The sequence below is a fragment of the Mycolicibacterium austroafricanum genome (assembly GCF_000612725.1).
In the GTDB taxonomy this organism is placed as follows: Bacteria; Actinomycetota; Actinomycetes; order Mycobacteriales; family Mycobacteriaceae; genus Mycobacterium; species Mycobacterium austroafricanum.
Map to the genome: position 1 here is coordinate 358217 of NZ_HG964456.1, position 26285 is coordinate 384501.

Genomic DNA, 26285 nt, shown 5'->3' on the forward strand with positions numbered 1-26285 from the left:
CAACATGGTCTATGTCACGCTGCGGTTGCCGCTGACCCGCGGGGTCGGGATCTACGCCGCCTGTAAACGGGCCGCCGACACCACCTTCGACGGGCGCCCACGCGGGCAGGTGATGACCGACACCGTCTATGAACGGGTCACCGGGCGGGCGGCGGACACGCCGGTGCCGGTGGCGTTGAACCTGGTGATGGCCGACACCACCCTGGCCGGTGATGATGACGAGCTGGGCTGGCTCGACGGCTACGGCCCGGTCCCGGCCGGGTTCTGCCGGGCGCTGATCGGGGACGCGGTCGCCGACGCCGATGCCGACGCCGACGCCGACGCCGAGGCTGAGGCTGAGGTCAAGGCCACGCTGCGGCGGCTGTACCGGCACCCAACGAGTGGGCAGTTGGTGGCGATGGAGTCGAAGGCGCGGATCTTCCCGAAAGGGCTGGGCATGTTGTTGCAGCGGCGGGATCGCACCTGCCGCACGCCGTACTGTGATGCGCCGATCCGTCACCATGATCACGCCACCCCCGACCGCCAGGGTGGGCCGACCAGCGCGCTCAACGGCCTGGGTGAGTGCGAGGCGTGCAACTACGCCAAGGAAGCCCCGGGCTGGACGGTGACCACCGGCGACGTCGACGGCGCACACGCCGCCGACTTCGAAACCCCGACCGGGGCGGTCTACCGCTCCACCGCACCACCCCTGCCCGGACCACCCGTCCGGCGCAGACTCAGCCTGCTCGAAGGCCGACTCAGCATCGACCTCGTCACCTTCGACGCCGCCTGACGGCCGGGCGTCTACCGGCAGCCGACCATTACATTGGCGACATGACCGCCTCCTTCGCAGACGTCGCCGAGTCCGAGTACATCCTGCTCACCACGTTCACCAAGGACGGGCGGCCCAAGCCGACCGCGATCTGGGCGGTGCCGTCCGGTGAAGGACTGGTAGCCATCACGCAGGAGGGTTCCTGGAAGGTCAAGCGGATCCGCAATACCCCGCGGGTGACCATCGCCAAGTGCGATCGCCGTGGCAACCCGAAGGGCGAGCCCGTCGAGGCGACGGCGCGGATTCTGGACAAGTCGGCCAACGCGACCACCTATGACGCCCTCGGCAGGCGCTACGGGCTGCTCGGCAAGACCTTCAACTTCTTCTCCAAGCTGCGCGGCGGCATGGAGAAGAACGTTTCGATCGAGCTCAGACCGGTCAATTAGTGCGCCCATGACCAAGCCGACGTTCACTGACGTCTACCGCGAGAAGTACCTGCTGCTGACAACGTTCACCAAGGACGGCCGACCCAAGCCCACCCCGGTGTGGGGCGTGCCCCACGGCGACAAGCTGCTGATCAGCACGGACGACGGCTCGTGGAAGACCAAGCGCATCAACAACACGCCGCGGGTCACCATCCAGAAGTGCGGAGTACTCGGAAAGCCCAAGGGTGAACCGGTCGAGGCGGTGGCCCGCAATCTGCCGAAGTCCGAGACCAGGCGGGTGTTCGACATGGTGACACGGCGCTACTGGTGGCACGCGTGGTGGTGGGTTCCGCAGGCCATCCTGCGGGGAGGGGTCGAGAAGGTGCATGCGGCCATCGAGGTCGAGGCGGCGCCGACCTGATCAGGAACCCGCGGCGCCGACCTGACCAGGAACCCGCGGCGCTACTCGAGCGTTGGCACACTATGGCGATGAGGCTGTTCCTGATCTATGTCGTGGTCGAGATGGCCGTCGTGGTCGCGCTGGCCTCGACGATCGGTTTCGGCTGGACTGTGCTGCTGCTGGCGGGCGCATTCCTGCTCGGCCTCGCGCTGGCCGGCTCACAGCTGCGCCGTCACCTGCGCCGCCTGCAGTCCGGGCTCACCCTCGCCGACGCGCAGGGGGCGGTCACCGACAGCGTGCTGGTCGCGCTCGGTACGGTGCTCGTCGTGATTCCCGGCCTGGCCAGTTCCGTTCTCGGCGCGCTTCTGCTGCTGCCCCCGACCCGCGCTGCAGCGCGCCCCATGATCACCGCGATGGCGGCCCGCCGCGCTCCGCTGATCGTCGGCGTCACCACCGTCGGCTCCGCGGCGGGGCGCGCACGTCGACGTGACTACATCGACGGCGAGGTCGTCGAGGTCGTCGATGTGCCGCCGGTCAGCACGGACCAGCCCCGCCTGCCGGAGTGACGACCACCCTGCTGCTGAACGGGCGGGTGCACAGCCCCGCCATGCCCGATGCGACGGCGATGGCGGTCCGCGACGGCATCGTGGCCTGGGTAGGCGCCGACGACATCGGACGTAAGCAGTTCCCCGACGCGGCGGTCACCGATCTCGACGGCGCCTTCGTCGCGCCCGCATTCGTCGACACCCACGTCCACACCACCGCGACCGGCCTGGTGCTGACCGGCCTGGATCTGCGGCCCGCGACCTCGTTGCGGCACTGCCTCGACCTTCTCGTCGACTTCGCGGGGACCCATGCCGACGGGGTCATCTGGGGCCACGGCTGGGACGAAACCCGCTGGCCGGAGCGTCGCGCCCCCAGCACCGCCGAGGTCGACGCCGCCGTCGGCGGCCGGGCCGCCTATCTGGCGCGTGTCGACGTGCATTCGGCGGTGGCATCGACACTGCTGCGCCGAACGGCCGGTGTCGACGACGCGGCACCGCTGACGGCCGACGCGCACCACAAGGTGCGGCGCGCGGCGCGCGCAGGCCTGACCGCCGCGCAGCGCGCCCGGGCCAGGCAGGCCGCGCTCGACGCCGCTGCTGGTCTCGGCATCGCCGCGGTCCACGAATGCGCAGGCCCGGAGATCGCCGGTCTGGACGACTGGCAGGAACTCCGCGCGCACCCGCACGGCGTCGAAGTCGTCGGCTACTGGGGCGAACACGTGGCCACTGCGGCCCGCGCCCGCGAACTGATGGAGACGACACAGGCCCGCGGTCTGGCGGGCGACCTGTTCGTCGACGGCGCACTCGGCTCGCGCACCGCATGGCTGCGCGAGCCCTACACCGACGCGCCCGAGGGCTGCCCGGCGCCAACGGGCAACAGCTATCTCGGCGTGGACGAGATCGCCGCCCATCTGGGCGCCTGCACCGAAGCCGGCGTCACCGCGGGTTTCCACGTCATCGGCGATGCCGCCGTCGCGGCCGTCACCTCGGCGCTGCAGACGGTCGTCGAGCGGTTCGGTGTCGCGGCGGTGGCGCGCTGCGGCCACCGTCTGGAACACGTCGAGATGGTCACCCCCGAGCAGGCCGAGATGCTCGGCGGCTGGGGTGTGATCGCCAGCATGCAGCCGAACTTCGATGCGCTGTGGGGCGGTGAGACCGGTATGTATGCACAGCGTCTGGGTGTCGAGCGGGCGTCGCAGCTGAATCGGTTCGCGCTGTTAGCATCCCGAGGCGTGCCACTTGCCTTCGGTTCCGACACCCCGGTGACCGACATGAACCCGTGGGCCACAATCCGCGCGGCGACGACCCACCACACTCCGGGCAGCGCCATCTCTGCGCGGGCCGCATTCGCCGCGGTGACCCGTGGCGCCTGGCGCGCGGGCGGAACCCGGGACGGCGTGACGGGCACGCTCGTGCCGGGGGCGCCGGCCACCTACGCGATCTGGGAGGCCGACGAGTTCGAGGTCAGCGCGCCCGCGGACGCGGTGCAACGCTGGTCGACCGATCCGCGGTCGCGCGTGCCGGTACTGCCCCGGCTGGATGGCGAACTCCCGCGGTGCAGGCAGACCGTGCACCGGGGTCTCGTCCTCCATGGCTGACACACCCGGCCGGGTCACGCGGTTGGTTAGGGCCGTCGCCGACCGCTGGCATGTCCTGAGCCTGACGATCGCCGCAGGCCTCCTTCTGTGCGCAAGCTTTCCGCCCATCGGCTGGTGGTTCACCGCGATTCTCGCCTTCGCCGTGTTCGGCTGGGTGCTGACCCGCAACTCCACCACCGTGGCCGGTGGAGCCGGTTACGGCCTGCTCTTCGGAGTGGCGTTCTATGTCCCGCTGTTGCCGTGGATCAGCGGCCTGGTCGGGGCCGTGCCGTGGTTGGCGCTCAGCTTCGCCGAGGCGTTGTTCCCGGCGCTGTTCGGCATGGCCGCGGTCGCCATCCGCAGGCTTCCCGGCTGGCCGTTATGGTTCGCCGGACTGTGGTCGGCCCAGGAATGGCTGAAGTCGGCGGTGCCGTTCGGGGGTTTCCCCTGGGGGACGGTCGCCTTCTCGCAGACCGAGAGCCCGCTGCTGCCACTGGCCTACGTCGGCGGCGCCCCGCTGGTGTCCTTCGCCGTGGTGCTGTTGGCGTTCAGCCTCGCCGCGTTGGTGTTCGCGGTGGCCGACTGGTGGCGGCGCGACGCCGCCGCCCGCGCCGCCGCGCCGCCCGCCGTGGTGCTGCCGGGGCTGTGCATCACGCTGGTTCTGCTGGCCGCGACGCTCGCATGGCCGAACGTCCGCAAGTCCGGTCTGGGCGCCGGCGACGAGCCGCCGGTCACCGTGGCGGCCGTCCAGGGCAATGTGCCCCGGCTGGGCCTGGACTTCAACGCCCAGCGCCGCGCGGTGCTGGACAACCATGTGCGCGAAACCCTGCGCCTCGCCGAGGATGTCCGCGCCGGGCGGGCGCCGCAACCGATGCTCGTGGTGTGGCCGGAGAACTCGTCGGACATCGATCCGCTGGCCAACGCCGACGCGTCGCGGGAGATCTCGACGGCTGCCGACGCCATCAACGCGCCGATCCTGGTCGGCGGTGTCGTCGCCGCGCCCGGCTACAGCCGGACCAACCCGGTGTCGAACAACACCGTCATCGTGTGGAACCCGGAGACGGGCCCGGGGGACCGCCACGACAAGCGGATCGTCCAGCCGTTCGGCGAATATCTGCCGTGGCGAGACTTCTTCTCCAAGTTGTCGCCGTACGCCGACCGGGCCGGCTACTTCGTGCCCGGTGACGGCGACGGCGTCGTGCAGGCCGCGGGAGTGCCGGTCGGCATCACCACCTGCTGGGAGGTCATCTTCGACCGTGCGGCGCGCCAATCGGTTCTCTCCGGCGCGCAGTTCCTCGCCGTGCCGAGCAACAACGCCACCTTCGACCAGGCGATGAGCGAACAGCAGTTGGCCTTCGGCAGGCTGCGGGCAGTCGAGCACGACCGTTTCGTCGTGGTCTCCGGCACCACCGGAATCAGTGCCGTGATCGCACCGGACGGCCGTGAGATCGCCCGTACCGGATGGTTCGAGCCCGCATATCTCGATCAGCAGATCCGGTTGAAGACCAGGTTGACACCCGCAACCCGGTTCGGCCCCTACATCGAGGCCGTGCTGGTGGCCATCGGCGTTTCGGGTGTTCTCGGGGCGATGCTGCACAATGGTTCATTCGTGCCCGCAAGATTCAGAGGTCGGCGACCGACCACCGACGACGACGAAGGAGCCACATGAGCGTCCCCGGTGGCATGACCGACGGCCCCGGACCCGGAACGCGTCCCAGCGACCGCACCCTGGTCATCATCCCCACCTACAACGAGCGGCAGAACCTTCCGTTGATCGTCGGGCGCGTGCATCAGGCGCGGCCCGACGTCGACATCCTCATCGTCGACGACGACAGTCCCGACGGCACGGGTCAGCTGGCCGACGAACTGTCCGTCGCCGATCCCGACCGCATCCACGTCATGCACCGCACCGCCAAGGAGGGCCTGGGGGCGGCCTACCTCGCCGGGTTTGCGTGGGGTCTGGGACGGCAGTACACCGTGCTTGTGGAGATGGACGCCGACGGCAGCCATCCGCCCGAGCAGCTGGCCCGGCTGCTGGACGCGGTCGACGCCGGGGCGGACGTGGTGATCGGTTCGCGTTACGTCAGCGGCGGAGAGGTCGTCAACTGGCCGCGCCGCCGGCTGGTGCTGTCACGCACCGCGAACGGCTATTCGCGGATCCTGCTCGGGGTCGACATCCACGACATCACCGCGGGCTACCGGGCCTACCGCCGGGAAGTGCTGGAGAAGATCGACCTGGCCGCCGTCGACACGAAGGGCTACGGATTCCAGGTCGATCTGACGTGGCGCTCGATCAACGCCGGTTTCACGGTCATCGAGGTGCCCATCACGTTCACCGAGCGTGAGCACGGCGTATCCAAGATGGACGGTTCGACGATCCGCGAGGCGATCATCAAGGTGGCGCAGTGGGGTCTGCGCGCCCGGCTCGACAGGGCGCGCGGCATCACCCGCTGACGCGGCTCAGCTCGGATTGAGCTCCGGCTCAGCCGCTTCTTCTGTTTCGCGGCTCAGCCGCTTCTGCTGTTTCGCGGCTCAGCCGCTTCTGCTGTTTCGCGGCTCAGCCGCGGCGCCGAGTCTTGACGATTTCGAGGCGCTCCTTGAGCAGCTCCTCGAGCTCCTCCACCGACCGGCGCTCCAGCAGCATGTCCCAGTGGGTGCGCGGCGGCTTCACCTTCTTCGGCTCCGGCACGTCACCCTCGATGAGGGTGCCCTCGAGGCCGTTGCGGCACAGCCAGGTGCCGGGGATCTCGGCGTCGTCGGCGAACGGGACGTCGAACTCCTCGCCGTTGTCTGTGCGGTAGCGGGCGACCTGACGCGGCGCCAAGTCGTGGTTGCGGTCCGTCTCGTAGCTCACAGCTCCGAGGCGGCTGCCCCTCAAAACACGATCAGCCATCGTCAACTCCTCTGTGAAGGCATGTGGTCCCGGACATCGCCGGAGGCGAACCGGGTACCGCTGTTCAACGAAGTTACGCCTCGTAGAGTTCCCGACTCGACCGACGATGATACCGGGATTCCGGAGTACGCCCGTCTACAGTCTGGCTGATGACGTCGATGACCGCCCCGACGGGCACCCGACGACGTCCGCAGAGCTGTCGCTGGTGCGGACGTGAAGTCGCCGACGCCGGTATGGGGCGGCGCCGCCAATATTGCAGGCAGTCCTGTCGGCAACGCGCCTACGAGCAGCGCTCGCTGGTCAAGGGCACATCGGTGCCGCCCGACGCCGTGGTGCTGTCCGCGGAGGAGGCTTCCGAACTGTCCGACCGGGTGTACCAGGTGCGGTGCGCTGCCGAGGACATGGCGACTGCGCTGCAGGAGGGGGCGGACCCGGCCGAGTTGCGGGCACTGTGCGACGCGGTGATGCAGGCCGCGCGTGCCGCCGACGGCTGGCGCTGATCTAGCCGCCACGAGAGGGTGCCGCCACCGGTACTGTTGTCGCGTGACCAGCGCAGATTCCGCGCTCTCCCCGCCCAGGCGCGTGTGGCGCTGGGATGATTTCGTCCTCGACGTCGGCTGCTACGAACTGCGCCGCGGCGACACGATGATCCGGGTCGAACCGCAGGTGTTCGACGTGCTGGCCCAACTGGTCAGCAACCACGGGCGCTTCGTCAGCAAGGAAGAGCTCTTCGACACGGTGTGGGGCGGACGTTTCGTCGGTGAGGCGGCGTTGACCAGCCGGATCAAGGCGGTCCGGCGGGCGCTCGGAGACGACGGAGAGGCACAGCGATACATCCGCACGGTGCGTGGCCGCGGCTATCAGTTCGTCGGTCGGCTGCTCGACGACGGGACCGCGCCGGCTCCCACCGCGGCGCCTGAGCCGGCGCCGGAGCCGGTGCCCGAGCCACCCCGTCAGCACATCGCGTTCACCCGCGCCGCCGACGGTGTACGGCTGGCGTACGCCGTCTCCGGTGAAGGTCGACCGCTGGTTCGGGCGGCGAACTGGATGACGCATCTGGGCTATGACATCGAAAGCCCGGTGTGGCGGCACTGGGTACGGGACATGTCGCTGCGGCACAAATTTATCCGCTACGACGAGCGCGGCTGCGGGCTGTCCGACTGGGAGGTGGGCGCGTTCACCTTCGACGACTGGGTGACCGACCTGGAGTCGGTGGTGGAGGCCGTCGGGCTGGAGCGCTTCCCACTTCTCGGGGTGTCGCAGGGCGGTGCGGTGGCCGTCGCCTACGCGGCCCGCCATCCCGACCGGGTCACCCGACTGGTGCTGTGCGGCGCCTACGCGCGAGGGCGCGTGGTCCGGGCCATGAACGACGATGAAAAGCGTGCTGCTGCACTGGATCTCGACCTCGCCCGGGTCGGCTGGGGGCGCGACGATCCGGCGTTCCGGCAGGTGTTCGCTGCGCAGTTCCTGCCGGACGGAACCCGCGCGGACTGGGCTGCCTTCGACCAACTGCAGCGGCGCACCACCTCACCGGAGAACGCCGTGCGCTTCCTGGAGGAGTTCGCGCACATCGACGTGCGCGACCAGTGCGGTCAGGTCCGGTGCCCGACGTTGATCCTGCACTCCCGTGACGATCACCGTGTCCCGATGCGCTACGGCGAGGAGTTGGCCGCGCTGATACCCGACGCGCGCCTGGTCGCACTCTCCAGCAACAACCACCTGCTGACCGGTGCCGAGCCGGCATGGCGGGTGTTCTGCGACGAGGTGGAAACCTTCCTGGCCGTCTGAGCGCGCAGATCTCCACGCGATCTCCACACAATCTCCATGTGCGCGCCCGCGCCGGCGATCATGCTGATCGCATGAGAAAACACACTCGCGCCCTGCTGGTGGGAATCAGCGCGCTCGTCGCGCTGGCCACGGTTCCGGCCTGCACGAGCGGCTCGACCACCACCGACGCCACGTCACCCTCGCAGCCGGCGCCGGAAACCACGACCGTCGCGCCGTTCCCCGGATCGGCGCGCTACATGGCCGACATGTCGGCTGCCGACGGAAAGACGATGACCATCGGCATCAGCGTCGACGGCGCCGAGGTTGCGGCGTATGCGTGCAACGGAACCGACGACGAGGCATGGTTCTTCGGCAACCAGACCGACGGTGGCATCGACCTCAAGTCCCGCTTCCGTGACACGCTTGCCGCCGAGTTCAACGGCAAAGACGTGACAGGAGAGGTCACGATGAACGGCGTCGAGTACGCCTTCACGGCGGCGCCGGTCTCCGGGGTCGCGGGCATGTACACGGCGGAATCGGAGGGGGTGCGCGCCTCATGGGTGGTGCGCCCCGACGGTTCGGCGACCGGCGTGCAGTTCAGCGGTTTCGTGCAGGGCGACCGCAACTTCGATGTGTTCAACCTGGACGGGCTCAGCGATTTCGACGTCCGCAACGATGTCCGCAACAAACGCAAACTGGGACCCGCAGGCCCCATCGAGTTCCCGCCCGACAGCGGTCCGCGCGCCAGCATCAACGGTGTCAGCGTGACACCCACACTGGTGACGGGCACCTTCCGGCTGAACTGAGCCGGTCGATCTTCGCCTCACGCAGAATCTAACCCTCCCACCCCGGACCGGCGGGGCGTAGCGTCGCCTCACCATGACACGTCCCGCCGACCCGACAGCTCCACTCGCCCAAGCGAATTCCGGGCGGGTGGGGCGCCGCGCCGACCGCAAGTGGGCTCTCATCCGGCTCGCGTCACCCTTCATCCTGCTCGCCGTGTGGCAGCTCGGCAGCGCCGTCGGACTGATCCCGCAGGACGTGCTGCCCGCTCCGTCGCTGATCGCCGAGGCCGGCATCGAGCTCATCGGAAACGGCCAGCTCGTCGATGCGCTTGCGGTGTCGGGACTTCGGGTGGTCGAGGGGTTGATCCTCGGCGGCGTCATCGGTATCGCGCTGGGGACCGCGGTCGGCCTGTCGAAGTGGTTCGAGGCCACCGTCGATCCGCCGATGCAGATGGTCCGTGCGCTGCCGCACCTCGGGCTGATCCCGCTGTTCATCATCTGGTTCGGGATCGGTGAACTGCCCAAGGTGCTGCTCGTCGCGCTCGGTGTGAGCTTCCCGCTGTACCTGAACACCTTCTCGGCCATCCGCCAGGTGGACCCCAAACTCTTCGAAACCGCTCAGGTTCTCGGCTTTTCCTTCCGGCAGCGGTTCCGGTCGATCATCGTTCCCAGCGCCGCACCGCAGGTCCTCGTCGGCCTCCGTCAGTCGCTGGCGATCGCCTGGCTCACCTTGATCGTCGCCGAACAGATCAACGCGGACAAGGGAATCGGCTTCCTCATCATGAACGCCCGGGACTTTCTGCGCATCGACATCATCATCTTCGGGCTCATCGTGTACGCGCTGCTCGGTATCGGCACCGACGCCGTCGTGCGCGCGCTCGAGCGACGGGCCTTGAGGTACCGCTCATGACCACCACGTCTCACGCCGCCGAACGCGGCACCGCTGCGCACACCACGGCGGCCGGCGAACTTCGCAACGTGAACAAGTGGTACGGCGTGCACCACGTGCTCACCGACGTCTCCGTGCGGGTCGCGCGCGGCGAGATCGTCGCGCTCATCGGACGCAGCGGCTCGGGCAAGTCGACGGTGTTGCGGGTATTGGCGGGCCTGTCGACCGACCACACCGGCGACCGGGCGGTAGCCGGAGCGCCGGCGCTGGCCTTCCAGGAGCCGCGGCTCTTCCCGTGGCGTGACGTCCGCACCAATGTGGTCTACGGGCTCACGCGCGCCCGGCTGACCAGGGCGGAGGCCGTCGCGCGCGCCGACCGGGCGCTGGCCGATGTCGGGCTGTCCGATCGCGCGTCCGCGTGGCCGTTGACGTTGTCCGGCGATCAGGCGCAACGTGTTTCGCTCGCGCGGGCGCTGGTCGCCGAACCGACCCTGCTTCTGCTGGATGAGCCGTTCGGCGCGCTGGATGCACTGACCCGGTTGTCGATGCGCACACTGCTGCTCGACCTGTGGCGCGAACACGGATTCGGGGTTCTCCTGGTCACCCACGATGTGGACGAGGCCGTCGCCCTCGCCGACCGGGTGGTGGTCCTGGAGGACGGCGCGGTCGTCCACACGCTCGACATCCCGGACCCGCGCCGTGCGACCGGGGAGGGCTACACCGACCGCTACCGCGCCGAGTTGCTCGACAAGCTCGGCGTGCAGATCTGAAACCCCACTCTGAGGAAGGGCTTTGATGTCCGCAAAAACCACCCTGGTGGCACGATCCGTTGCCGTGCTCGCGGTGCTGAGCCTGCTGCTCACCGGCTGCGTGTCGCGCGACGAGGCGTCCGGACCTCAGGAGGCACCCGAGACGGTGCCGTTGACCGAGCTGGCCGACCTCACCCTGCAGATCGGAGACCAGAAGGGCGGCACCGAATCGCTGCTGCGAGCCGCCGGCGTCCTCGACGATCTTCCGTACAAGATTGCGTTCTCGACGTTCACCTCGGGCCCTCCGCAGGTCGAGGCCGCGACGGCGGGCAAGATCGACTTCGCGATCACCGGCAACACGCCGCCGATCTTCGGCGCCGCCTCCGGGGCGAAGGTCAAGGTGGTGGCGGCCTACGACGGCGGCGGCGGGGGTGACCAGATCCTGGTCCACACCGATTCGCCGATCACCGAGATCGCCGAGTTGCGCGGTAAACGCATCGCCGTGGGCAAGGGGAGTTCGGCCCATGGGCACATCCTGGCGCAGCTGAAGAGCGTCGGGTTGACGCCGAACGACGTGACCCTGGTCTTTCTGCAACCCGCCGATGCGTTGTCGGCCTTCACCCAACGCGAGGCCGACGCCTGGGCCATCTGGGATCCCTACACCGCGCAGACCGCGTCGCAGCTCCCGGTGCGCAGCATCGGGCAGGCCAAGGACGTCACCAACGGGTACTGGTTCGGGGTGGCCTCCGATCAGGCGCTGGCAGATCCGAAGCGCAACACCGCGCTGGCCGACCTGCTCGTCCGCTTCGAGAAGGCCGCCCGGTGGGCGCAGGACAACCCGCAGCAGTGGGCAAGGAGCTACTCCGAGGCGGTCGGACTGGATCTCAACATCGCCGAGGTGTCGCAGTCGCGCAGTCTGCGGCTGCCCACCGAGCTCGACGACGAGGTGGTGGCATCTGAACAGAAGATCGCCGACCTGTTCGCCGATGCCGGTCAGATCGCCTCTCCTGCACCTGAATTCGACAAGTGGGTGGACCGAAGGTACAACGACGTGCTGCGGCCGCTGCTGATCTCGACCAACTAGGAATCGATGTCGACGCCGACGCCCCAATTGCCCGCTCCGCGGGCGAAGTTCCACTGGTTCCTGCCCACCGCCGGCGACAGGCGCGCCGATCTGATCCTCGAGTACCACTCGCTGGACTTCGACGAGTTCATCCTGTCCGGCCACCCGCATCTGGAGGTGGCGTACTGGTTCGCCGGGGGCGTGCTGCCGATCTTGAGACGCAAAGGAGTCGCCTGACCGCCCGATCTAGGACAAGCTGACGGGCGTGGACGAATGGTTCGAGCGCAGTCCGTTCATCGGGTTCGTTCCCTGGATCATCTACTGGGTGGTGGCCGACGGACCGAGCACCTGGATGTTCGGGGCGGTCTGCGCGGTGATCGCCACGCTGATCATGGGGGTGTCGGCCGGTTTCGCCGGCCTGCGCCTGCTCGACGTGGTCACCGTCGTGTTCTTCGCCGGAGTCACCGTGGCCGGGCTGATCCTGGGCGCCGACGACCGCGACTGGATGGACACCTACGCGACCACCCTGTCCAGCGGGGTGCTGGCGGTGATGGCACTGGCCTCGCTGGCGTTCGAACCGTTCACCGCGCAGTACGCCCCGGCCGGTGCTGCGCGAAAGGACTGGGAGGAGGCCGCCTTTCGGCGCACCAACCAGGTGCTGACGCTGATGTGGGCGTTGGTCTTCGCCCTGATCGCGGTGCTGGGCTTCCTGGCCGCGACGTCGCCGTCGACCGTGCATGTCACCAAGGCGGTCATCCCCGTGGTCGTCATCATCGGGGCTATCGGCATGACTCAGACCTATCCGGTCAGGGCCAGGGAGAAGGCGCGTCAGAACGCGGGATGACGTGCGGGTCAGCAGCTGTACGCCGCCGCCGACTCCGGTGGCGGGGTCACCTCGGCCAGGCAGCCGTACGCCACCACGCCGTCGGCGGCCAGACGGACCGCCGACCGATGCGCATAGTTGACGCAGAGCAGGCCGGTCGCGTCGCCGCGGCAGCGGTTGTCGCCGAACGTCAACGACTGCCCGGGGGGCAGCTGGGCTCCCGCCCCGTTGAGGAACGGGCCGGGGTCGCCGCGCAGCGAGCCGACCGACAGCCCGGTGCCCGTGAACTCCACCCAGCCCGGCTTCCACGCGCCCTCGGCCTGCGCGGGTCGAGGCGGCGGCGCGGTGAGGTCGAGCAGACAGGTCAACGCACCGCCGGAGGTGATGCACTGGGTGCTGGAGTGCGGCGCCCCCGACGGGGCCGTGAACGCGATGTCCTCACCGAGCCGGGTGGTCACACCGTCGCGGAATGCGACGTGGTAGCCGGCCGGATCCGTGGGTGTGCCTGCTCCGATCCAGCTGATGACGTCGTCGATCGACGCGCCCTGGGCCGGAGCTGCGGTGGGCTGCTGCGACACAGGCGGTGTGGGCGCAGGCGACGTGGTGACCGGGGGCGTGGCGGCGGACGGCCGCGAGGATTCGGCCTCGCCGCCCACCGACTGGGAGCAGGCCGCCACCAGGGCGCTCATCGCGATCAAGGCCGCTATCCGCATTCGGCCAGGCTAGCGACCCGACACGCAAGACGTGGCGAGGCAGGCCGCGGGGGAGTTCGCTACCGTCGGTGAATGCATGAGCACACCGTGCGGGTCAGGACCGCGTCGGGCACCGTGGAGGGCTTCACCCGCGATGGCGTGCACCGCTGGCGGTCGATTCCGTACGCCCGGCCCCCGGTGGGCCGGTTGCGGTACCGGGCGCCGGAGCCGGTGCAGCCGTGGTCCGGGGTGCGCCACTGCCACGGGTTCTTGTCCTGCGCGCCCCAGCACCGTCGCTACACGCTGATCGGCGTCCGCAAGTACCAGCCGACCAGCGAGGATTGTCTGACGCTCAACGTCGTCGCGCCGGAGGGTGCGGCGTCGGCGGGGGAGCCGCTGCCGGTGATGTTCTTCATCCACGGCGGCGGATACATCCTCGGCAGCTCGGCGACCCCGCTCTACGACGGGGCCGCGCTCGCCCGCCGCGGGTGCGTCTACGTGTCGGTCAACTACCGCCTGGGGCCCCTGGGCTGCATGGACCTGTCGTCGCTGTCGACCCCGGAGAACCCGATCGACGACAACCTGTTCCTGCGGGATCTGGTCATGGCATTGCGCTGGGTGCGCGACAACGTCGCGGCGTTCGGTGGGGATCCGGACAAGGTCACGATCTTCGGGGAAAGTGCGGGCGCCCACGCGGTCGCCACGCTGCTGGCCACACCGCAGGCCAAAGGGCTTTTCGCGCAGGCTATTTCGGAGAGCCCGGCCAGCGGCATGGTGCGCTCGACGGAGATGGCGGCGAAGTTCGCGAGCCGGTTCGCCGACCTGGTGGCCAACGACGGCGGTGACGCCGCGGCCGCGCTGATGTCCGCGTCGCCGCACGCGCTGATCGCCGCGCTCGACGACCTCGTCGCCAACGGATTCAAGGACATGCCCGGCGCGTTTCCGGTAGGACCCACGTACGGCACCGAATACCTGCCGAAGGACCCGGTGGAGGCGATGCGCGACGGCACCGCTCACCGCGTCCCGCTCATCGTCGGCACCAACGCCGAAGAGGGGCGGCTGTTCACCCGGTTCCTGCCGCTGCTGCCGACCACCGAGCAGACCATCGAGATCATGCTCGGTGACACCGACGCCGAGGTGCGCAACCGCATCATGAGCGCCTACCCCGATTACCCGAAACCCGACGCGTGCGTGCAGATCGGCGGGGATTTCACCTTCAGCACCGCCGCCTGGCAGATCGGTGAGGCGCACAGCCGACACGCGCCGACCTTCGTGTACCGCTACGACTACGCCCCCCGGCCCCTGCACTGGAGCGGAATGGGCGCCACCCACGCCACCGAATTGCTGGCGGTGTTCGACATCTACCGCACCATGCCGGGCGCGCTCCTCACGCTGGCCGGCGACTGGCGGTCGGCGCGACGGGTCAGCAAGGACGTCCAGCGGCGGTGGAGCTCGTTCAGTCGCACCGGGGTCCCCGGCGCCGACTGGCCCCGCTACTCCGCCGAGGACCGCCCGGTGATGGTGTTCGACCGTCATCCGCGCCTCGAGTACGACCCGCATGCCCACCGCCGTCAGGCCTGGGAAGGCTTCTCGCTGGCGTGAGACGGGTCGTCGGACGGGATCATGACGAATCCCCGCGCGCCGAGGGTGACGATGTGGTTGCGTGAGCCGGTGGACCATCCTCTCGACCCGCTTCGTGCCGACGAGTTCGCCGCGGCCGCTGCGATTCTGCGACGCGATCACGGGGTGCAGGCTGAACCCGGCGGGGGATCGGGCTGGCGCTTCGCGTCGATCGAGTTGATCGAACCGTCGAAGGCCGAGTTGGCGGCCTTCGACGACGGTGGGCCGTGGCCGGACCGGCGCGCCGCGGTGGTCTGTTTCGATCGGGGCGCCAACGCGACCTACAAGTGCGTGGTGTCGCTGACCGGCGACCGCGTCGAGGAGTTCGAGCACATTCCGGGGGTGCAGGCCAACTTCACCGTCGACGAGTTCACCGAATGCGATCAGTTGCTGCGGACGCATCCCGATGTCATCGCCGCACTGCGCGGCCGCGGCGTCACCGACATCGATCTGGTCTTCTTCGACACCTGGACCTACGGCGACGCGGTTGCGCCGCCGGAGTTCCGTGACCGGCGTATCGGGTGGTCGGACAGTTGGGTCAAAGCCGCGCCGGGAGCCAACCCCTACGCCCGCCTGCTCAGCGGGCTGCACTGCGTGATCGACCTCAACAGCATGGAGTTGTTGAGGGTGGAGGACGAGGGCCCGTTCGGCACGGGCGCGGGCGCCCCAGACGGTACCGGCGCGGGCGCCTCTCCGCCGGAGGTGATGGGTGAATACGTGCCACGGCACATCCCCGAACGGATCCTGTCGGCCATGCGCCGTGAACCCCTCAAGCCTCTGCACGTCACACAGCCAGAGGGCCCGTCGTTCACCCTCGACGGCAACCTGGTGCAGTGGCAGAACTGGTCGCTTCGGGTCGGGTTCAACCATCGCGAGGGGATGACGCTGCACACCGTGCGCTACCGCGACGGCGAACGGCAGCGGTCGATTGCGCACCGGATGTCCTTCGCGGAGATGGTGGTGCCCTATCGCGATCCGTCGCCGGATCACTACCGCCGCACCGCCTTCGACATCGGCGAGTGGGGTCTGGGTTTCATGACCACATCGCTGGAACTCGGGTGTGACTGCCTCGGTGAGATCCGCTATCTCGACGCGGTGCTGCACAACAGCAAGGGCGAGCCGTACGCCATCCGCAACGCGATCTGCATCCACGAGGAAGACAACGCGGTGCTGTGGAAGCATGTCGACCACGAGATCGGCGCCGAGGTGCGAAGGATGCGGCGGCTGACGCTGTCGTTCCATGTGACCGTCGCCAACTATGAGTACCTGGTGTACTGGCGGCTCTATCAGGACGGCAACATCGAATGCGAGGTGCGTGCCACCGGCATCATGGTCACCACGCCGCTGCCGACCGGTGCGGACAATCCCAACGGCACCATTGTCGACGAACGCACCTATGCGCCCTTCCACCAACACTTCCTGGTCGCCAGGCTGGACATGGACGTCGACGGCAGCGACAACACCGTCTACATGACCGAATCCTTCGCCGAACCGGTCGGTCCCGACAACCCGCACGGCCTGTCGCTGGTGCAGCGCAACACTCCACTGCGTACTGAGGGGGAAGCCAGGCAGGACGTCAACTTCGCCACCCAGCGCGCATGGAAGGTGGTGAACCCCAACGTCGTGACGGGCATCGGGGCGCATCCGGCGTACAAGCTGGTGCCCACGGGCGCGATCCCACCGATGTTCGATCCGGGATCGCCGGTGCTGCAACGTGCCAGTGTGATCGGCCACACCCTGTGGGTCACCCCGAACCGGCCCGACGAGCGTTGGCCGGCAGGCGAATTCGTCAACCAGTCGGCGCAGGACACCGGGCTGGCGCGGTGGACGGCGGCAGACCGCGGTATCGAGAACACCGACGTCGTGCTGTGGTACGTGTTCGGCATCCACCACATCACCAGGCCGGAGGACTGGCCGGTGATGCCCGTCGACATTGTGTCCTTCTGGCTCAAGCCGTTTGGGTTCTTCGACCGGAATCCGGCCCTGGACGTCGTCGGCACACCCCCCGACGCCTGTCACACGTCGGCCACCAGCGTGCACCATTGATGGCAGGCTGAGGGGTGTGGTCGTCAAGTCGGCATTGCTGTTCGTCCTGGCCGCGATCCTCGAGATCGGCGGCGCCTGGCTGGTCTGGCAGGGCGTCCGCGAACATCGTGGCCTCACATGGGTCGGGGCCGGGGTGATCGCACTCGGGGCGTACGGGTTCGTCGCGGCGTTCCAGCCCGACGCGCATTTCGGCCGGGTGCTGGCCGCCTACGGCGGAGTGTTCGTCGCCGGTTCTCTGTTGTGGGGCGTCGTCGCCGACGGGTTCCGGCCGGACCGGTGGGACATCACCGGCGCCGCGGTGTGCCTGGCGGGCGTCGGCCTGATCATGTACGCCCCGCGCTGAGCGCGGATCAGGCCGGAGCGCTGAGCGCGGATCAGGCCGGAGCGCTGAGCGCGGATCAGGCCGGAGCGCTGAGCGCGGATCAGGCCGGCTGCACGCCTTCGTCGTCCAGGTAGTCGCGGTTGAGGCCCATCGGTGTCACCGCCGGGATGTCGCCGGCGGCGACGACCTTGCGGGTGATCGGCGTCAGCGCGGCGAACAGCGCCTCGACCTCGTCGTCGGCGAGCGCGTCGAGGGCGGGAAGCGCCACCGCATCGGTGCGTTCCTCGATGCGTTGCTTGAGTTCCCGCCCGGACACCGTCAGCTCGCCGCGGTCGTCGAGCAGTCCGCGTCGCCGCAGCGCGCTCTGATGGTGTGCCCACTGGGCATCGTCGTAGTCGCGCGAGCGTTTGATCATCTCTTCGGAGACTCCGCCGGCGGCGGCGTGCAGCACGTTGCACTCCCGCCCGGACACGCCCTCGGCGACCAGGACCGCGACATGCCCGTCGCCGCGGTGTTCGCGCAGCAGGGTGGTGGTGTGCCACAGCCGGGCCAGCGGCTCGTCGGGCCAGTCCAGGGCCCGATTGGCGGCGAACAGCGGACGCCCGCCGACGTCGGCGCCGGCGAGTGCCTTCGCCCCGAGGTCGGCCACGGCGCCGGCCTCGTCGTCGGTCACCCCGCAGCGGCGCAGCGCCGCCACCGCCGATTCCTGCCGGGCCCGCAGCGCAGCGGCCGGTGGCGCGACATCCCAGGCGGCGGGCAGTGCCTTGGCCACCCGTTCGGGTGCGAAGTTGTAGAACGCGGCGGTGACGACCTCGGCGGGCACCGCGCCGAGCGGGGCCGAACGGGCCGCGACGTAGCCCATCCAGAAACCCCGGTAACCGAGGTCGTCCAGGGCGGCCCTGGCTTCCGGTGCGAAGTAGGTGACGGCGTGGACCGGCTCGATTCGGTCGTGCAGGCGGCGGGCGATGGTGTGGTTGCGGGGCACCCCGGCAGTCAACCACCACCCCGATCGGGGTCTGCTAGGGTCCTGCCAATTCCCCACCTGTGACGGGACAGCATGCATGCGGAAGGCCTTTGGTCGACTCGCCGGTCCACTCGTCGGAGTGGTGGCGGCGGTTGCTCCCATGGTCGGCTGCGGCACGGACGCGGCGGATGGGGTTCCCGCGGTCTCCACCGCAGACCTGCAGCGTGACATCGCCGAGCGGTTCGCCGAGGCGGGAGCACGTCCGCAGTCGGTGACCTGTAAGGATCCCCTCGTCGGCGAGGTGGGGCAGACCGCGCGGTGTGACGTGACCATGAGTCCGACCAACAGTTTCGAGCCGATCGTCACCGTGACCGGTGTGGACGGGGAGACGGTCGATTACGAGTTGTTGCCCGCTCTGTCCGTCGAGCAGCTCGAGCGCGCCGTGGCCCGGCTGGTGGCCGAGGACGGCGGGCCGCCCGACTCGACGGTGACCTGCCAGGCCGGTCTGCTCGGTCGGCCGGGCGAGGTGGCGCGCTGCGACGTCACCGCCGGGGGCGTGACGTTGCGGCGGACCGCGGAGGTGACGGGCGTGGACGGTCTGATGATGAATTTCGACCTGGTGCCGATGCTGACGAAGGCGGAGGTCGAGCGCTCGCTGCTGGAGGAGCTAGCACGGCATCTGGGCAGGCGGCCCGATTCGGCGACCTGCTCCGGTGATCTGGAGGGACGTCCGGGGAACAGCGTCGACTGCGCGGTCACCGACGGACCCGAGAGTGCGGCGTTCATCCTGACCGTCACGGCGGTCGACGGGGACCGCATCGACTACAGCTACGCGCCCCGCGGCTGAGGTGGCCGCGGCGTCTCTCCGGCGCCGGGTCAGCGCAGGCGGCGCTTCTGCTTCTTGACCTCTGTGCCCGCGGTGTCGGCCAGCATGGCCGCACGTTCGCGGGCGGCCTCGGCGCGTTCCCGCGCCGCCTCGGCGAGCTCGGGTCCGCGTTCGCGGGCGAGTTCGGCCAGCACCGCGGCGCGTTCGCGGGCGGTCTCGGCGCGTTCGCGCGCCGCCTCGGCCAGCACAGGGGCGCGTTCGCGGGCCACATGTGCCAGCTCGCCGCCGCGTTCGCGGGCCACGTGGGCGAGCTCGCGTCCGCGTTCGGCGCCGACCTGCAGGCCGTGTTCGACCTTCTCGACGAACTCGCTGTCGGCCAGTGAACCCCCGGCAGCCGCGCCGGCGGGCAGCGCCGCGGCGACCGCTTCCGAGACCTTGTGCGCGGCGCGGCGCCCCCGCCAGCCGAGCGAGGGTTTGCCCTCGGTGTCGACCGCGGCGATGATCAACCCGCCGATCAGGCTGATGTCGGTGACGAACGCGCGCCTCTCGTCGGCCTTGCGCTGTGGATCGGCTTCGTTCCAGAATGCGTGCCCGCCAAGCGAACTCGGAACCACACTCAGTGCGAGTGCTGCCGAGGCGACCCGGGGCAGACGGCCGGTGGCCAGCAGCAGGCCGCCACCGATCTGCACCGCGGCGGCCACCTTTGCCACGGTCTCGGCGTTGGACGGGACGTTGGTGCCCACGGGATCGGGCAACTTGCTCAGACCCTCCAGGGTGTGGCGGGTGGCGTCGGCGGCCGGTTTCGGACTACGCAGTGCCTCGACCCCACGCGAGATGAACACTGCGGACAGCATCGGGCGTGCAACACGTCGGATCAACATGCGGGCGGTGTTCCCCGGCGCCCCGAGCGGCAAACCCTCTCTGCACACGTTGCCGGAGTACCGTCGCAGAGCTATGGCCGCTGGACCTTCGCTGGAATGGGAACGGATCACCGCGCAGGTGATGCGCTGCAGATTGCCCTTCTGTGATGTCACCGTGGGCGTCGTCCACGCCGGCGGCGAGGCCCTGGTCGTCGACACCGGCACCACGCTGGCGGAGGCCCGCGCCGTGGTGCGCGATGTGGCGGCGCTGACCGATTGTGTGGTCCGTCATGTCGTGGTGACGCACAACCACTTCGATCACGTTCTCGGGCACTCGGCGTTCGGCGGCGCGCAGACGTTCTGCTCGGCCGAGGTCGTCGCGACCATGGCCGATGCCGGGGAGTCGCTGCGCGCCGATGCGATACGGCACGGTGCCGACCCGTGCGAGGTCGACGACGCGCTGGCGGCGCTGAGACCGCCGGTCGGTGCGGTGTGCGACGGGGTGGTCGAGCTCGGTGACGTCGTCGTGACCATCGCCCACCCGGGCCGCGGGCACACCGCGCACGACCTGATCGTCGTCGTCGAGGGTGGTCCCCGCACCGTGGTGTTCTGCGGAGATCTGGTCGAGGAGTCCGGTGACCCCTGCATCGACGCGCAGTCCGACCTCGACGCCTGGCCTGGGACTCTGCGGCGGGTGTTGGCTGCGGGAGGTGAGAGCGCGGTCTACGTGCCCGGGCACGGTGCGCTGGTCGACGCGTCGTTCTTGCGGCGTCAAGCGGACTGGTTGGCGACCGCGGCCTCGGGGCGGGGCCAGGTAGGGTGCTGAAGCAACCCGGCAGGAGGGCGCATCCGGTCGAGGATGGCGCGCAGCGGGGACCACGCTGAGCGACCTCGTCGCGTCACGGCATACGCCGTCAGCGTGACGTCGGGATTCTGCAGCGGCAGGACGGTGACCCCCGGGCTGGTCGGCCTGCCCAGGGGTAGCAGACCCACTCCGAAGCCGGCCACGATGAGGTCCTCGACCAGGTCGAGGCTGTCGATCTGGTGCGCGATCGTCGGGGTGAAACCCGCCAGCGACGCCAGCGTGCGCACCGCGGTCTCGTCAGCGGTGTTGCGGGAGTTGACGATCCAGGTGGAGTCCGCGAACGTCATGAGCCCCCTGTCGGCCGCGGTGCCCGAGGGCACTCCGAGGCCCCACCCGATCGACCACAGCGGTACCGCGTCCAGGTCGGCGCCCGGCGACGCCGGTGCCAGGTTGTAGTCGTAGGTCAGCGCGAGGTCGAGGTCGTCGGCGGTGAGCAACTTGAACGCCTCCAACGGTTCGTACTCGCTGATCACGACGTCGACCTCGGGGTAGCGCACCGCCAGGTCGGCGACGATGGGCAGCAGTGACACCCGGATGCCGGTGGCGAAGCCGCCGACCCGGACCGTGCCCGCGGGCTCCGCGTCGGGATCCAGGTCGAGCCGGGCCCTGTCGACGGCCGCAAGAATCGTGACGGCGTGATCGGCCAGCCTCTTGCCTGCCGGGGTCAAGCGCACCCGGCGGCCCTCGGGCTCGATGAGCGCTGCCCCGGTGTCACGGGCCAGCGCGGCGATCTGCTGGGACACCGTCGACGTGGTCAGGTGGTGCGCATCGGCCACGGCGCGCATCGAGCCGAGCCGGGACAGGGCCAGTAACAGTTCGAGACGCCGAGTGTCCATCCCCGGATTGTCTCCAGTGAACGCCTGCGCGGTCGGTAAGTTCGCCGCATGACCGACCTGACCGTCACCGTCGGCGACGGTGTCGCGGTACTCACCCTCGACCGGCCGGACCGGCGCAACGCCTATACCGCCCGGATGGGAGAGCTGCTCAGCGCCGCCTACCGGGACTGTGACGAGGACGACGGAGTCCGTGCCATCGTGCTCACCGGGGCGGGCGACGCGTTCTGCGTCGGCGCCGATTTCGGTGCGCAGGGAGACCCGTTCGCGTCCACCACCGCCGCGTTCACCGCATCACCCGTCGACCCCGCCGCGTTCGAACTCCGGACCCCCGTGATAGCCGCCGTCAACGGACACGCGATCGGCATCGGACTGACCCTGGCGCTGCAGTCCGACATTCGCATCATGGCCGCCGATGCCAAATACGCTGTGGCTCAGGCGCGCCGCGGGGTCATCGGGGACTGCATGTCGCACTGGACCCTGCCGCACCTGGTCGGTGGCGCCGTCGCCGCGGATCTGCTGCTGACCGGCCGCACCTTCGACGGCGCGGAGGCGGCCGCGATGGGCGTCGCCTCGCGTTGTGTGCCCGCCGCGCGGGTGCTCGACGAAGCCATGGTGATCGCGCGCGACATCGCGACCAACGTCGCACCGATGTCGGCGGCGCTGAGCAAGCGGCTGCTCTGGGACACCATGGCCAGGGGATACGGCCCCCGCCAGGTGGCGACGCTGGAGACCGCGGCGCACCACCGCGTGATGGGCGGTGCGGACGCCCGGGAGGGTGTCGCGGCGTTTCTCGAGCGCCGCACCCCCCGGTGGAGTTCGTCGGTGTCGAAGGAGTGGGAGCCGCTGCGCGAGATCTAGGGGCCCCGGGGGCGCCGCGCGTGGCACCATCGGCTACATGCCGACTTCACGGGCGCGGCGGAACTGGGGCGACGACCGGGCGCTGCTCAACGACGAGGAAGCCCGGGACCGACTGCTGGATGCGGCCGAGCGATGCGTGGCGCGGCGCGGCGACACCCAGATCCGGATGTCCGAGGTCGCCGACGCGGCGAACGTGGTGCGGTCGACGGTCTACCGCTACTACCCGAGCCGGGACGATCTGCTGCTCGGCCTGGTCCTGCGGCGGGTCGACAGGGCATGCACCCGCTGGATCCGCGAGCTGCGACGGCCACAGGACGCGGCGGCCAGCATCCGCGAACTCGTACTTCTGCCCGCCGCTTCCGTGGACAGCGGGGACCCGGTCAACCTCGCGCTGTATGCCGGCGAAAGTACCGGTCTGGCAACGGTTCTGGAGGCGGGGGCGCAGTCCGTCACCGAGATCGTGGCGGGAAATCTCAAGCCGCTGTTCAAGGCGTGGAAGGACGAGGGGCAGATCTATCCCGACCTCGACCTGAACGAGACGGTGCAGTGGATGTCGGCGACGTCGTCGTTCCTGTTGACGCCCACCTGGCGGCACCGTTCGCCGGCCGCCAAGCGGCGCTTCGTGGATCGATACCTGTTGCGCGCGTTGATCCGCTGACTCGGACATATCCTGCGGATTGCCCCGATAACAGACAAAATCTGAAAACTGTCCGATAACGTCACGATCATGGGGTACTCCGCCGCCGACGAGTCGTTCACCCATCAGCTGCCCACGACATTCGATCAGGTGCACGACCCCGATCCGACGTGGTCGGACCGCTGCTACTTCTTCGCCGCGTCGCCCGACGGCACGATGCTGCTGGCCAGCGGCTACGGCAACAACCCGAACACCGCCACCGGGCTGGGCTATGTCAAGGTCAGCCTCGCCGACGGCCGGCACTGGGATCTTCTTGCGGGCCGTCCGGTGACCGGTGGCGATCGTGACGATCTCGCCGCCGGCCCGATGCGCTGGACCTGCGTGGAACCGCTGAAGAAATGGCGACTCGACGTCGCGCCCAACGACTCCGGGATCGAATGGGAGCTCTACTACGAGCCGACCGCACCGATGTGGGAACTGCTGCCGATGAAGGTGCGCGACAACGACGGACGAGTTCTGGCCGACATGTACCACATGAAGGAGCCGGGCCGCTGGACCGGATGGGTCAAGATCGACGGTGAACGCACCAGCGTCGACGGCTTCCACGGCGGGCGGGACAGGACCTTCGGCGTCCGGGTGTCGGACAAGATCGATTTCTGGCTGTGGCTGGACGCGGGCTTCGAGGACCAGGCCATCGAGGCCTGGGTCATCGAATCATCCGATGGCACCGTCCATTACGTCGACGGTGGCATCACCCGCACCGACGGCACGCTGTCGAAGCGGTTCGTCAAGATCGACCACGACGTCACGTTCGACGCCGGCCGCAAGCGTCCGGCCGGGGCGGTGCTGGTGTTCACCGACGAGGACGGCCAGACCTACCGGGTCACCGCGGACAGTCCGCACCGGCACGTCAACGCCTACTACGGCCTTCCGATGTCGCACTGCCGCTACCAGGATCTCGGCGACGGCGGCTACTTCATCCACTTCCGTTGGGACAGTGACGACGCCGGTCAACTCGCCGAGACCGAGGACAAGTCGATGGCGTTGGACCAGCTGATGCGCTTCGATTTCGACGGTCGAACCGGCTGGGGTGTCTTCGAACTGCTCATGGGCGGGGCGGGGTACCGGCGCTACCCGAACTGGCCGGCCATGGACATGACGTCGTTCACCCAGGACAAGACGCCCGTCGATCGGCTGCAGTCGTGACCACCGAAGACATCGCCGACCGGCTCACCGGTTGGCTGCGCAAGCAGATTCCCGACGCCGACGACGTCCGGGTCGAGGGGCTGGACCGGGTCACCTTCGGTCATTCGGCCGAGATGATGGTCCTGACGGTGGTCACATCTCGTGGCGGCCATGACAGTTGCCGGGATGTGGTGGTTCGGATGCGCCCGAAGCCGCCGGCGCTGCTGGAGCCCTACGACCTCGGACGGCAGTTCACCATCCTGCGCGCCCTGGAGCCCACCACGGTACGGGCGCCGAGGGCGTTGTGGTGGGAACACACCGGAGACGTGCTGGGCCGTCCGTTCCTGGTGATGGAGCGCGTCGACGGGGTGGTCTATGAGATGGACGCGCCTGCAGGCGTTTCCGACGACACCGTCGCCGAAATGTGCAGGAGCCTTGCCGAACAAATCGCTGCGATCCACTCGGTGGACCTCGACACCACGGGCTTGAAGGCGCTCGACGACGGCCCCACCCACCTGGTCCGGGAACTCGACCATTGGGCCGGCGAGATGGCGCGGGTCCAGCGCGGCCCCCTCCCCGCGCTGGAACGTCTGCACGCGGCGTTGCGCGACAGTATGCCGGCCGGCTGCCCGACGGTCACGCTGGTGCACGGGGATGCCAAGCCCGGCAACTTCGCGTTCGCAGGCGGCGCCGTCAGCGCGGTCTTCGACTGGGAGATGACCACGATCGGCGATCCACTGACCGATATCGGCTGGCTGGAGCTGCTGTGGATGCAGCCGGTCGGGATCACCAGCCACCCGGGTGCGCTCGGCGTCGACGACCTGGTCGCGCACTATGAGGCCGTCAGCGGCATCACGGTGGCGAACCGCTCCTGGTACCGCGCGTTCAACGCCTACAAGATGGCGGTCATCTGTCTGATCGGCGCGATGCTCGTGGACTCGGGTCACAGCGACGACAAGAAGCTGGTGCTGGCCGCCTACGGGACCGCGATGCTCACCGCGATCGGTCTCACGGAAATGGGCATCGACGACAAGCCCGCGGACGGCCCCGTGATGCCGCGGGAGGACCGCATCGAGGCGGTGCTGGCTCAGGCCGACTGACCGTGGCCCTCGGCGGCCCACTCCTCGGTCACGCGCGCCTTCTGCTCTGCCGCCACCTGACTCAGGTGGGCAGCTTTCGGCCAGCCGTAGTAGGCAGCGAAATGCAGTGTCAGCTCGTCCATTTCGGTGAACGACAGATCACGGCTCTTCAGCGCGGCGTAGACGTGGCTGATGATCGGGTATGGCGCGTCCTGGAAGGCCACGCAGGCCACGGTGATCAGCCGTCGTTCCCGCATACCAAGCCCGGGACGCAACCACATCTCACCGAAGACGAAGTTCAGGATGCCCGCGCCGTGGAAGGGGTCGTCCCGGGCCGGCGCGAAGGGCAGGCAGTTGACGTCCTTGAACGACTGCTCCCCGGCGGCCAGCCGGGCTTCGGGATCGCTCGGTGTGGTCAGCGGAAGCAGCGGAGGCGGCGGAGGTACCTCCACACCGCGCTCGCCGTGGATGCGGTGCCACTGTTCGGCGACGATCATGTTGAACCGGGACGCCTTGGGCCATCCGCCGTAGACCGCGAAATGCAGTACTGCTTCCCGCATCTCGGTGATCGTCACCTCCCCGCTGTTGAGCGCGGCGTAGACGTGGTCGCGCAACGGTCCTTCTGCATCGGCGGCGGCGACACAGGGGAGCGTGACGAAGTGCCGGTCCCGGCGGCTCAGCCCGGGGCGTTGCCACACGTCGGCGAAGACGAAGGCGAGTATGTGTGCCGCGGCGGGGCTGGTCACCTCGGGTGGTGGAAAGGTCATGATGTCGGTGAACGCCGCCTCGGCGCGGGCAGTGGAGGTCATGGCATCGCCCTTTCGTAAC

The 26285-nt window shown here is 69.2% G+C and carries 28 protein-coding genes and 2 pseudogenes; 24 read left to right on the plus strand and 6 right to left on the minus strand.

The features are described 5' to 3' along the window. The 7 genes and pseudogenes from BN976_RS24230 to BN976_RS24260 all read left to right on the plus strand — a co-directional run. A pseudogene (locus BN976_RS24230) lies at positions 1-772 on the plus strand (HNH endonuclease); the annotation flags it as partial. 41 nt (positions 773-813) lie between these two features. Then, on the plus strand, positions 814-1197 hold the full coding sequence (locus tag BN976_RS24235) for a PPOX class F420-dependent oxidoreductase (protein WP_011780624.1): 384 nt from the start codon (positions 814-816) through the stop codon (positions 1195-1197). Between the two features lie 7 nt (positions 1198-1204). Then, positions 1205-1597, plus strand: coding sequence for a PPOX class F420-dependent oxidoreductase (locus BN976_RS24240; protein ID WP_011780623.1), 393 nt, complete (start codon positions 1205-1207; stop codon positions 1595-1597). A 62-nt stretch (positions 1598-1659) separates the two neighbouring features. Beyond that, entirely contained in the window at positions 1660-2142 is a 483-nt protein-coding gene (locus BN976_RS24245; protein ID WP_036374715.1) for an FxsA family protein, read from the plus strand. Further along, a complete protein-coding gene (locus BN976_RS24250; protein WP_036374716.1) occupies positions 2139-3719 on the plus strand; it encodes an amidohydrolase in 1581 nt (526 codons plus the stop codon). Before BN976_RS24245 ends, BN976_RS24250 begins: the two co-directional genes overlap by 4 nt. Then, a complete protein-coding gene (gene lnt / locus BN976_RS24255) occupies positions 3712-5367 on the plus strand; it encodes an apolipoprotein N-acyltransferase (RefSeq protein ID WP_036374984.1) in 1656 nt (551 codons plus the stop codon). The genes BN976_RS24250 and lnt overlap by 8 nt, the downstream gene beginning before the upstream one ends. Then, a complete protein-coding gene (locus tag BN976_RS24260; RefSeq protein WP_036374717.1) occupies positions 5364-6152 on the plus strand; it encodes a polyprenol monophosphomannose synthase in 789 nt (262 codons plus the stop codon). The genes lnt and BN976_RS24260 overlap by 4 nt, the downstream gene beginning before the upstream one ends. A 103-nt stretch (positions 6153-6255) precedes the next feature. Here BN976_RS24260 and rbpA read toward each other — a convergent pair whose 3' ends face one another. Next, positions 6256-6591, minus strand: a complete 336-nt coding sequence (gene rbpA, locus BN976_RS24265; protein ID WP_011780618.1) for an RNA polymerase-binding protein RbpA — start codon at positions 6589-6591, stop codon at positions 6256-6258. 149 nt (positions 6592-6740) lie between these two features. On the opposite strand from rbpA, the gene BN976_RS24270 reads away from it, so the two are divergent. From BN976_RS24270 to BN976_RS24305, 8 genes and pseudogenes are all read left to right on the plus strand, one after another. Continuing rightward, positions 6741-7091, plus strand: a complete 351-nt coding sequence (locus tag BN976_RS24270; RefSeq protein ID WP_011780617.1) for a hypothetical protein — start codon at positions 6741-6743, stop codon at positions 7089-7091. Positions 7092-7134: 43 nt separating this feature from the next. Next, complete coding sequence (locus BN976_RS24275; RefSeq protein WP_036374718.1) at positions 7135-8379, plus strand: alpha/beta hydrolase; 1245 nt, start codon at positions 7135-7137, stop codon at positions 8377-8379. 71 nt (positions 8380-8450) lie between these two features. Continuing rightward, the gene (locus BN976_RS24280; protein WP_011780615.1) at positions 8451-9164 is read left to right on the plus strand and encodes a ricin-type beta-trefoil lectin domain protein; all 714 of its coding nucleotides are present in this window, start codon (positions 8451-8453) and stop codon (positions 9162-9164) included. Positions 9165-9237: 73 nt separating this feature from the next. After that, positions 9238-10053, plus strand: a complete 816-nt coding sequence (locus BN976_RS24285; RefSeq protein ID WP_051558548.1) for an ABC transporter permease — start codon at positions 9238-9240, stop codon at positions 10051-10053. Then, on the plus strand, positions 10050-10802 hold the full coding sequence (locus BN976_RS24290) for an ABC transporter ATP-binding protein (protein WP_036374721.1): 753 nt from the start codon (positions 10050-10052) through the stop codon (positions 10800-10802). The genes BN976_RS24285 and BN976_RS24290 overlap by 4 nt, the downstream gene beginning before the upstream one ends. Before the next feature lie 25 nt (positions 10803-10827). Then, entirely contained in the window at positions 10828-11865 is a 1038-nt protein-coding gene (locus tag BN976_RS24295; protein WP_036374723.1) for an ABC transporter substrate-binding protein, read from the plus strand. An 84-nt stretch (positions 11866-11949) separates the two neighbouring features. Further along, a pseudogene (locus BN976_RS33310) lies at positions 11950-12081 on the plus strand (LLM class flavin-dependent oxidoreductase); the annotation flags it as partial. A 28-nt stretch (positions 12082-12109) separates the two neighbouring features. Beyond that, positions 12110-12688 carry a DUF3159 domain-containing protein gene (locus tag BN976_RS24305; RefSeq protein ID WP_199559004.1) on the plus strand — a complete coding sequence of 193 codons (579 nt, stop codon included), beginning with the start codon at positions 12110-12112 and terminating at the stop codon, positions 12686-12688. Positions 12689-12696: 8 nt separating this feature from the next. On the opposite strand, the gene BN976_RS24310 is transcribed toward BN976_RS24305, so the two are convergent. Beyond that, on the minus strand, positions 12697-13380 hold the full coding sequence (locus BN976_RS24310) for a hypothetical protein (protein ID WP_036374731.1): 684 nt from the start codon (positions 13378-13380) through the stop codon (positions 12697-12699). Positions 13381-13452: 72 nt separating this feature from the next. On the opposite strand from BN976_RS24310, the gene BN976_RS24315 reads away from it, so the two are divergent. Genes BN976_RS24315 through BN976_RS24325 form a run of 3 tightly spaced genes read left to right on the plus strand, consistent with a single transcriptional unit; the run spans position 13453 to position 17368 of the window. Then, positions 13453-14961 (plus strand): carboxylesterase/lipase family protein, encoded by a 1509-nt coding sequence (locus BN976_RS24315; RefSeq protein ID WP_011780609.1) that lies wholly within the window; start codon positions 13453-13455, stop codon positions 14959-14961. Positions 14962-15012: 51 nt separating this feature from the next. Further along, positions 15013-17025, plus strand: coding sequence for a primary-amine oxidase (locus BN976_RS24320; RefSeq protein WP_036374987.1), 2013 nt, complete (start codon positions 15013-15015; stop codon positions 17023-17025). Positions 17026-17041: 16 nt separating this feature from the next. Beyond that, positions 17042-17368 carry a YnfA family protein gene (locus tag BN976_RS24325; RefSeq protein ID WP_011780607.1) on the plus strand — a complete coding sequence of 109 codons (327 nt, stop codon included), beginning with the start codon at positions 17042-17044 and terminating at the stop codon, positions 17366-17368. Positions 17369-17447: 79 nt separating this feature from the next. Here BN976_RS24325 and BN976_RS24330 read toward each other — a convergent pair whose 3' ends face one another. Next, positions 17448-18332, minus strand: a complete 885-nt coding sequence (locus BN976_RS24330) for an SCO6745 family protein (protein ID WP_011780606.1) — start codon at positions 18330-18332, stop codon at positions 17448-17450. A gap of 76 nt (positions 18333-18408) precedes the next feature. Here BN976_RS24330 and BN976_RS24335 point away from each other — a divergent pair, with 76 nt between their 5' ends. After that, positions 18409-19158, plus strand: a complete 750-nt coding sequence (locus BN976_RS24335) for a DUF4333 domain-containing protein (RefSeq protein WP_036374734.1) — start codon at positions 18409-18411, stop codon at positions 19156-19158. Between the two features lie 29 nt (positions 19159-19187). Here the strand turns inward: BN976_RS24335 and BN976_RS24340 are convergent, their stop codons facing one another. Next, on the minus strand, positions 19188-20018 hold the full coding sequence (locus BN976_RS24340; RefSeq protein WP_011780604.1) for a DoxX family protein: 831 nt from the start codon (positions 20016-20018) through the stop codon (positions 19188-19190). Between the two features lie 73 nt (positions 20019-20091). Between BN976_RS24340 and BN976_RS24345 the strand changes: the two genes are divergently transcribed. Then, positions 20092-20823, plus strand: a complete 732-nt coding sequence (locus BN976_RS24345) for an MBL fold metallo-hydrolase (RefSeq protein WP_036374737.1) — start codon at positions 20092-20094, stop codon at positions 20821-20823. Here the strand turns inward: BN976_RS24345 and BN976_RS24350 are convergent. Further along, entirely contained in the window at positions 20769-21698 is a 930-nt protein-coding gene (locus tag BN976_RS24350) for a LysR family transcriptional regulator (RefSeq protein ID WP_036374739.1), read from the minus strand. The two genes, BN976_RS24345 and BN976_RS24350, sit on opposite strands and share 55 nt — an antisense overlap. Before the next feature lie 48 nt (positions 21699-21746). On the opposite strand from BN976_RS24350, the gene BN976_RS24355 reads away from it, so the two are divergent. The 4 genes from BN976_RS24355 (at position 21747) to BN976_RS24370 (ending at position 25478) form a co-directional block, all read left to right on the plus strand. Further along, positions 21747-22556, plus strand: coding sequence for an enoyl-CoA hydratase-related protein (locus BN976_RS24355; protein WP_036374741.1), 810 nt, complete (start codon positions 21747-21749; stop codon positions 22554-22556). Positions 22557-22593: 37 nt separating this feature from the next. Continuing rightward, positions 22594-23214 (plus strand): TetR/AcrR family transcriptional regulator, encoded by a 621-nt coding sequence (locus BN976_RS24360; protein ID WP_011780600.1) that lies wholly within the window; start codon positions 22594-22596, stop codon positions 23212-23214. Positions 23215-23283: 69 nt separating this feature from the next. Further along, positions 23284-24399 (plus strand): Rv3169 family protein, encoded by a 1116-nt coding sequence (locus BN976_RS24365; RefSeq protein ID WP_036374743.1) that lies wholly within the window; start codon positions 23284-23286, stop codon positions 24397-24399. Next, positions 24396-25478 carry a phosphotransferase family protein gene (locus tag BN976_RS24370; RefSeq protein ID WP_036374746.1) on the plus strand — a complete coding sequence of 361 codons (1083 nt, stop codon included), beginning with the start codon at positions 24396-24398 and terminating at the stop codon, positions 25476-25478. The genes BN976_RS24365 and BN976_RS24370 overlap by 4 nt, the downstream gene beginning before the upstream one ends. On the opposite strand, the gene BN976_RS24375 is transcribed toward BN976_RS24370, so the two are convergent. Further along, positions 25466-26266, minus strand: coding sequence for a carboxymuconolactone decarboxylase family protein (locus tag BN976_RS24375; RefSeq protein WP_036374752.1), 801 nt, complete (start codon positions 26264-26266; stop codon positions 25466-25468). The two genes, BN976_RS24370 and BN976_RS24375, sit on opposite strands and share 13 nt — an antisense overlap. Between the last annotated feature and the right edge of the window lie 19 nt (positions 26267-26285).

Excerpts from the sequence above, each read along its gene's own strand:
- BN976_RS24355 (WP_036374741.1), top strand. The coding sequence starts at position 21,747 with ATGACCGACCTGACCGTCACCGTCGGCGACGGTGTCGCGGTACTCACC.
- BN976_RS24375 (WP_036374752.1), bottom strand. The coding sequence starts at position 26,266 with ATGACCTCCACTGCCCGCGCCGAGGCGGCGTTCACCGACATCATGACC.
- BN976_RS24345 (WP_036374737.1), top strand. The coding sequence starts at position 20,092 with ATGGCCGCTGGACCTTCGCTGGAATGGGAACGGATCACCGCGCAGGTG.
- BN976_RS24270 (WP_011780617.1), top strand. The coding sequence starts at position 6,741 with ATGACGTCGATGACCGCCCCGACGGGCACCCGACGACGTCCGCAGAGC.
- BN976_RS24260 (WP_036374717.1), top strand. The coding sequence starts at position 5,364 with ATGAGCGTCCCCGGTGGCATGACCGACGGCCCCGGACCCGGAACGCGT.
- BN976_RS24350 (WP_036374739.1), bottom strand. The coding sequence starts at position 21,698 with ATGGACACTCGGCGTCTCGAACTGTTACTGGCCCTGTCCCGGCTCGGC.
- BN976_RS24290 (WP_036374721.1), top strand. The coding sequence starts at position 10,050 with ATGACCACCACGTCTCACGCCGCCGAACGCGGCACCGCTGCGCACACC.
- BN976_RS24295 (WP_036374723.1), top strand. The coding sequence starts at position 10,828 with ATGTCCGCAAAAACCACCCTGGTGGCACGATCCGTTGCCGTGCTCGCG.
- BN976_RS24340 (WP_011780604.1), bottom strand. The coding sequence starts at position 20,018 with ATGTTGATCCGACGTGTTGCACGCCCGATGCTGTCCGCAGTGTTCATC.
- BN976_RS24365 (WP_036374743.1), top strand. The coding sequence starts at position 23,284 with ATGGGGTACTCCGCCGCCGACGAGTCGTTCACCCATCAGCTGCCCACG.
- BN976_RS24235 (WP_011780624.1), top strand. The coding sequence starts at position 814 with ATGACCGCCTCCTTCGCAGACGTCGCCGAGTCCGAGTACATCCTGCTC.
- BN976_RS24360 (WP_011780600.1), top strand. The coding sequence starts at position 22,594 with ATGCCGACTTCACGGGCGCGGCGGAACTGGGGCGACGACCGGGCGCTG.
- BN976_RS24285 (WP_051558548.1), top strand. The coding sequence starts at position 9,238 with ATGACACGTCCCGCCGACCCGACAGCTCCACTCGCCCAAGCGAATTCC.
- BN976_RS24315 (WP_011780609.1), top strand. The coding sequence starts at position 13,453 with ATGCATGAGCACACCGTGCGGGTCAGGACCGCGTCGGGCACCGTGGAG.
- rbpA (WP_011780618.1), bottom strand. The coding sequence starts at position 6,591 with ATGGCTGATCGTGTTTTGAGGGGCAGCCGCCTCGGAGCTGTGAGCTAC.
- BN976_RS24335 (WP_036374734.1), top strand. The coding sequence starts at position 18,409 with ATGCGGAAGGCCTTTGGTCGACTCGCCGGTCCACTCGTCGGAGTGGTG.
- lnt (WP_036374984.1), top strand. The coding sequence starts at position 3,712 with ATGGCTGACACACCCGGCCGGGTCACGCGGTTGGTTAGGGCCGTCGCC.
- BN976_RS24320 (WP_036374987.1), top strand. The coding sequence starts at position 15,013 with ATGTGGTTGCGTGAGCCGGTGGACCATCCTCTCGACCCGCTTCGTGCC.
- BN976_RS24240 (WP_011780623.1), top strand. The coding sequence starts at position 1,205 with ATGACCAAGCCGACGTTCACTGACGTCTACCGCGAGAAGTACCTGCTG.
- BN976_RS24310 (WP_036374731.1), bottom strand. The coding sequence starts at position 13,380 with ATGCGGATAGCGGCCTTGATCGCGATGAGCGCCCTGGTGGCGGCCTGC.
- BN976_RS24280 (WP_011780615.1), top strand. The coding sequence starts at position 8,451 with ATGAGAAAACACACTCGCGCCCTGCTGGTGGGAATCAGCGCGCTCGTC.
- BN976_RS24245 (WP_036374715.1), top strand. The coding sequence starts at position 1,660 with ATGGCGATGAGGCTGTTCCTGATCTATGTCGTGGTCGAGATGGCCGTC.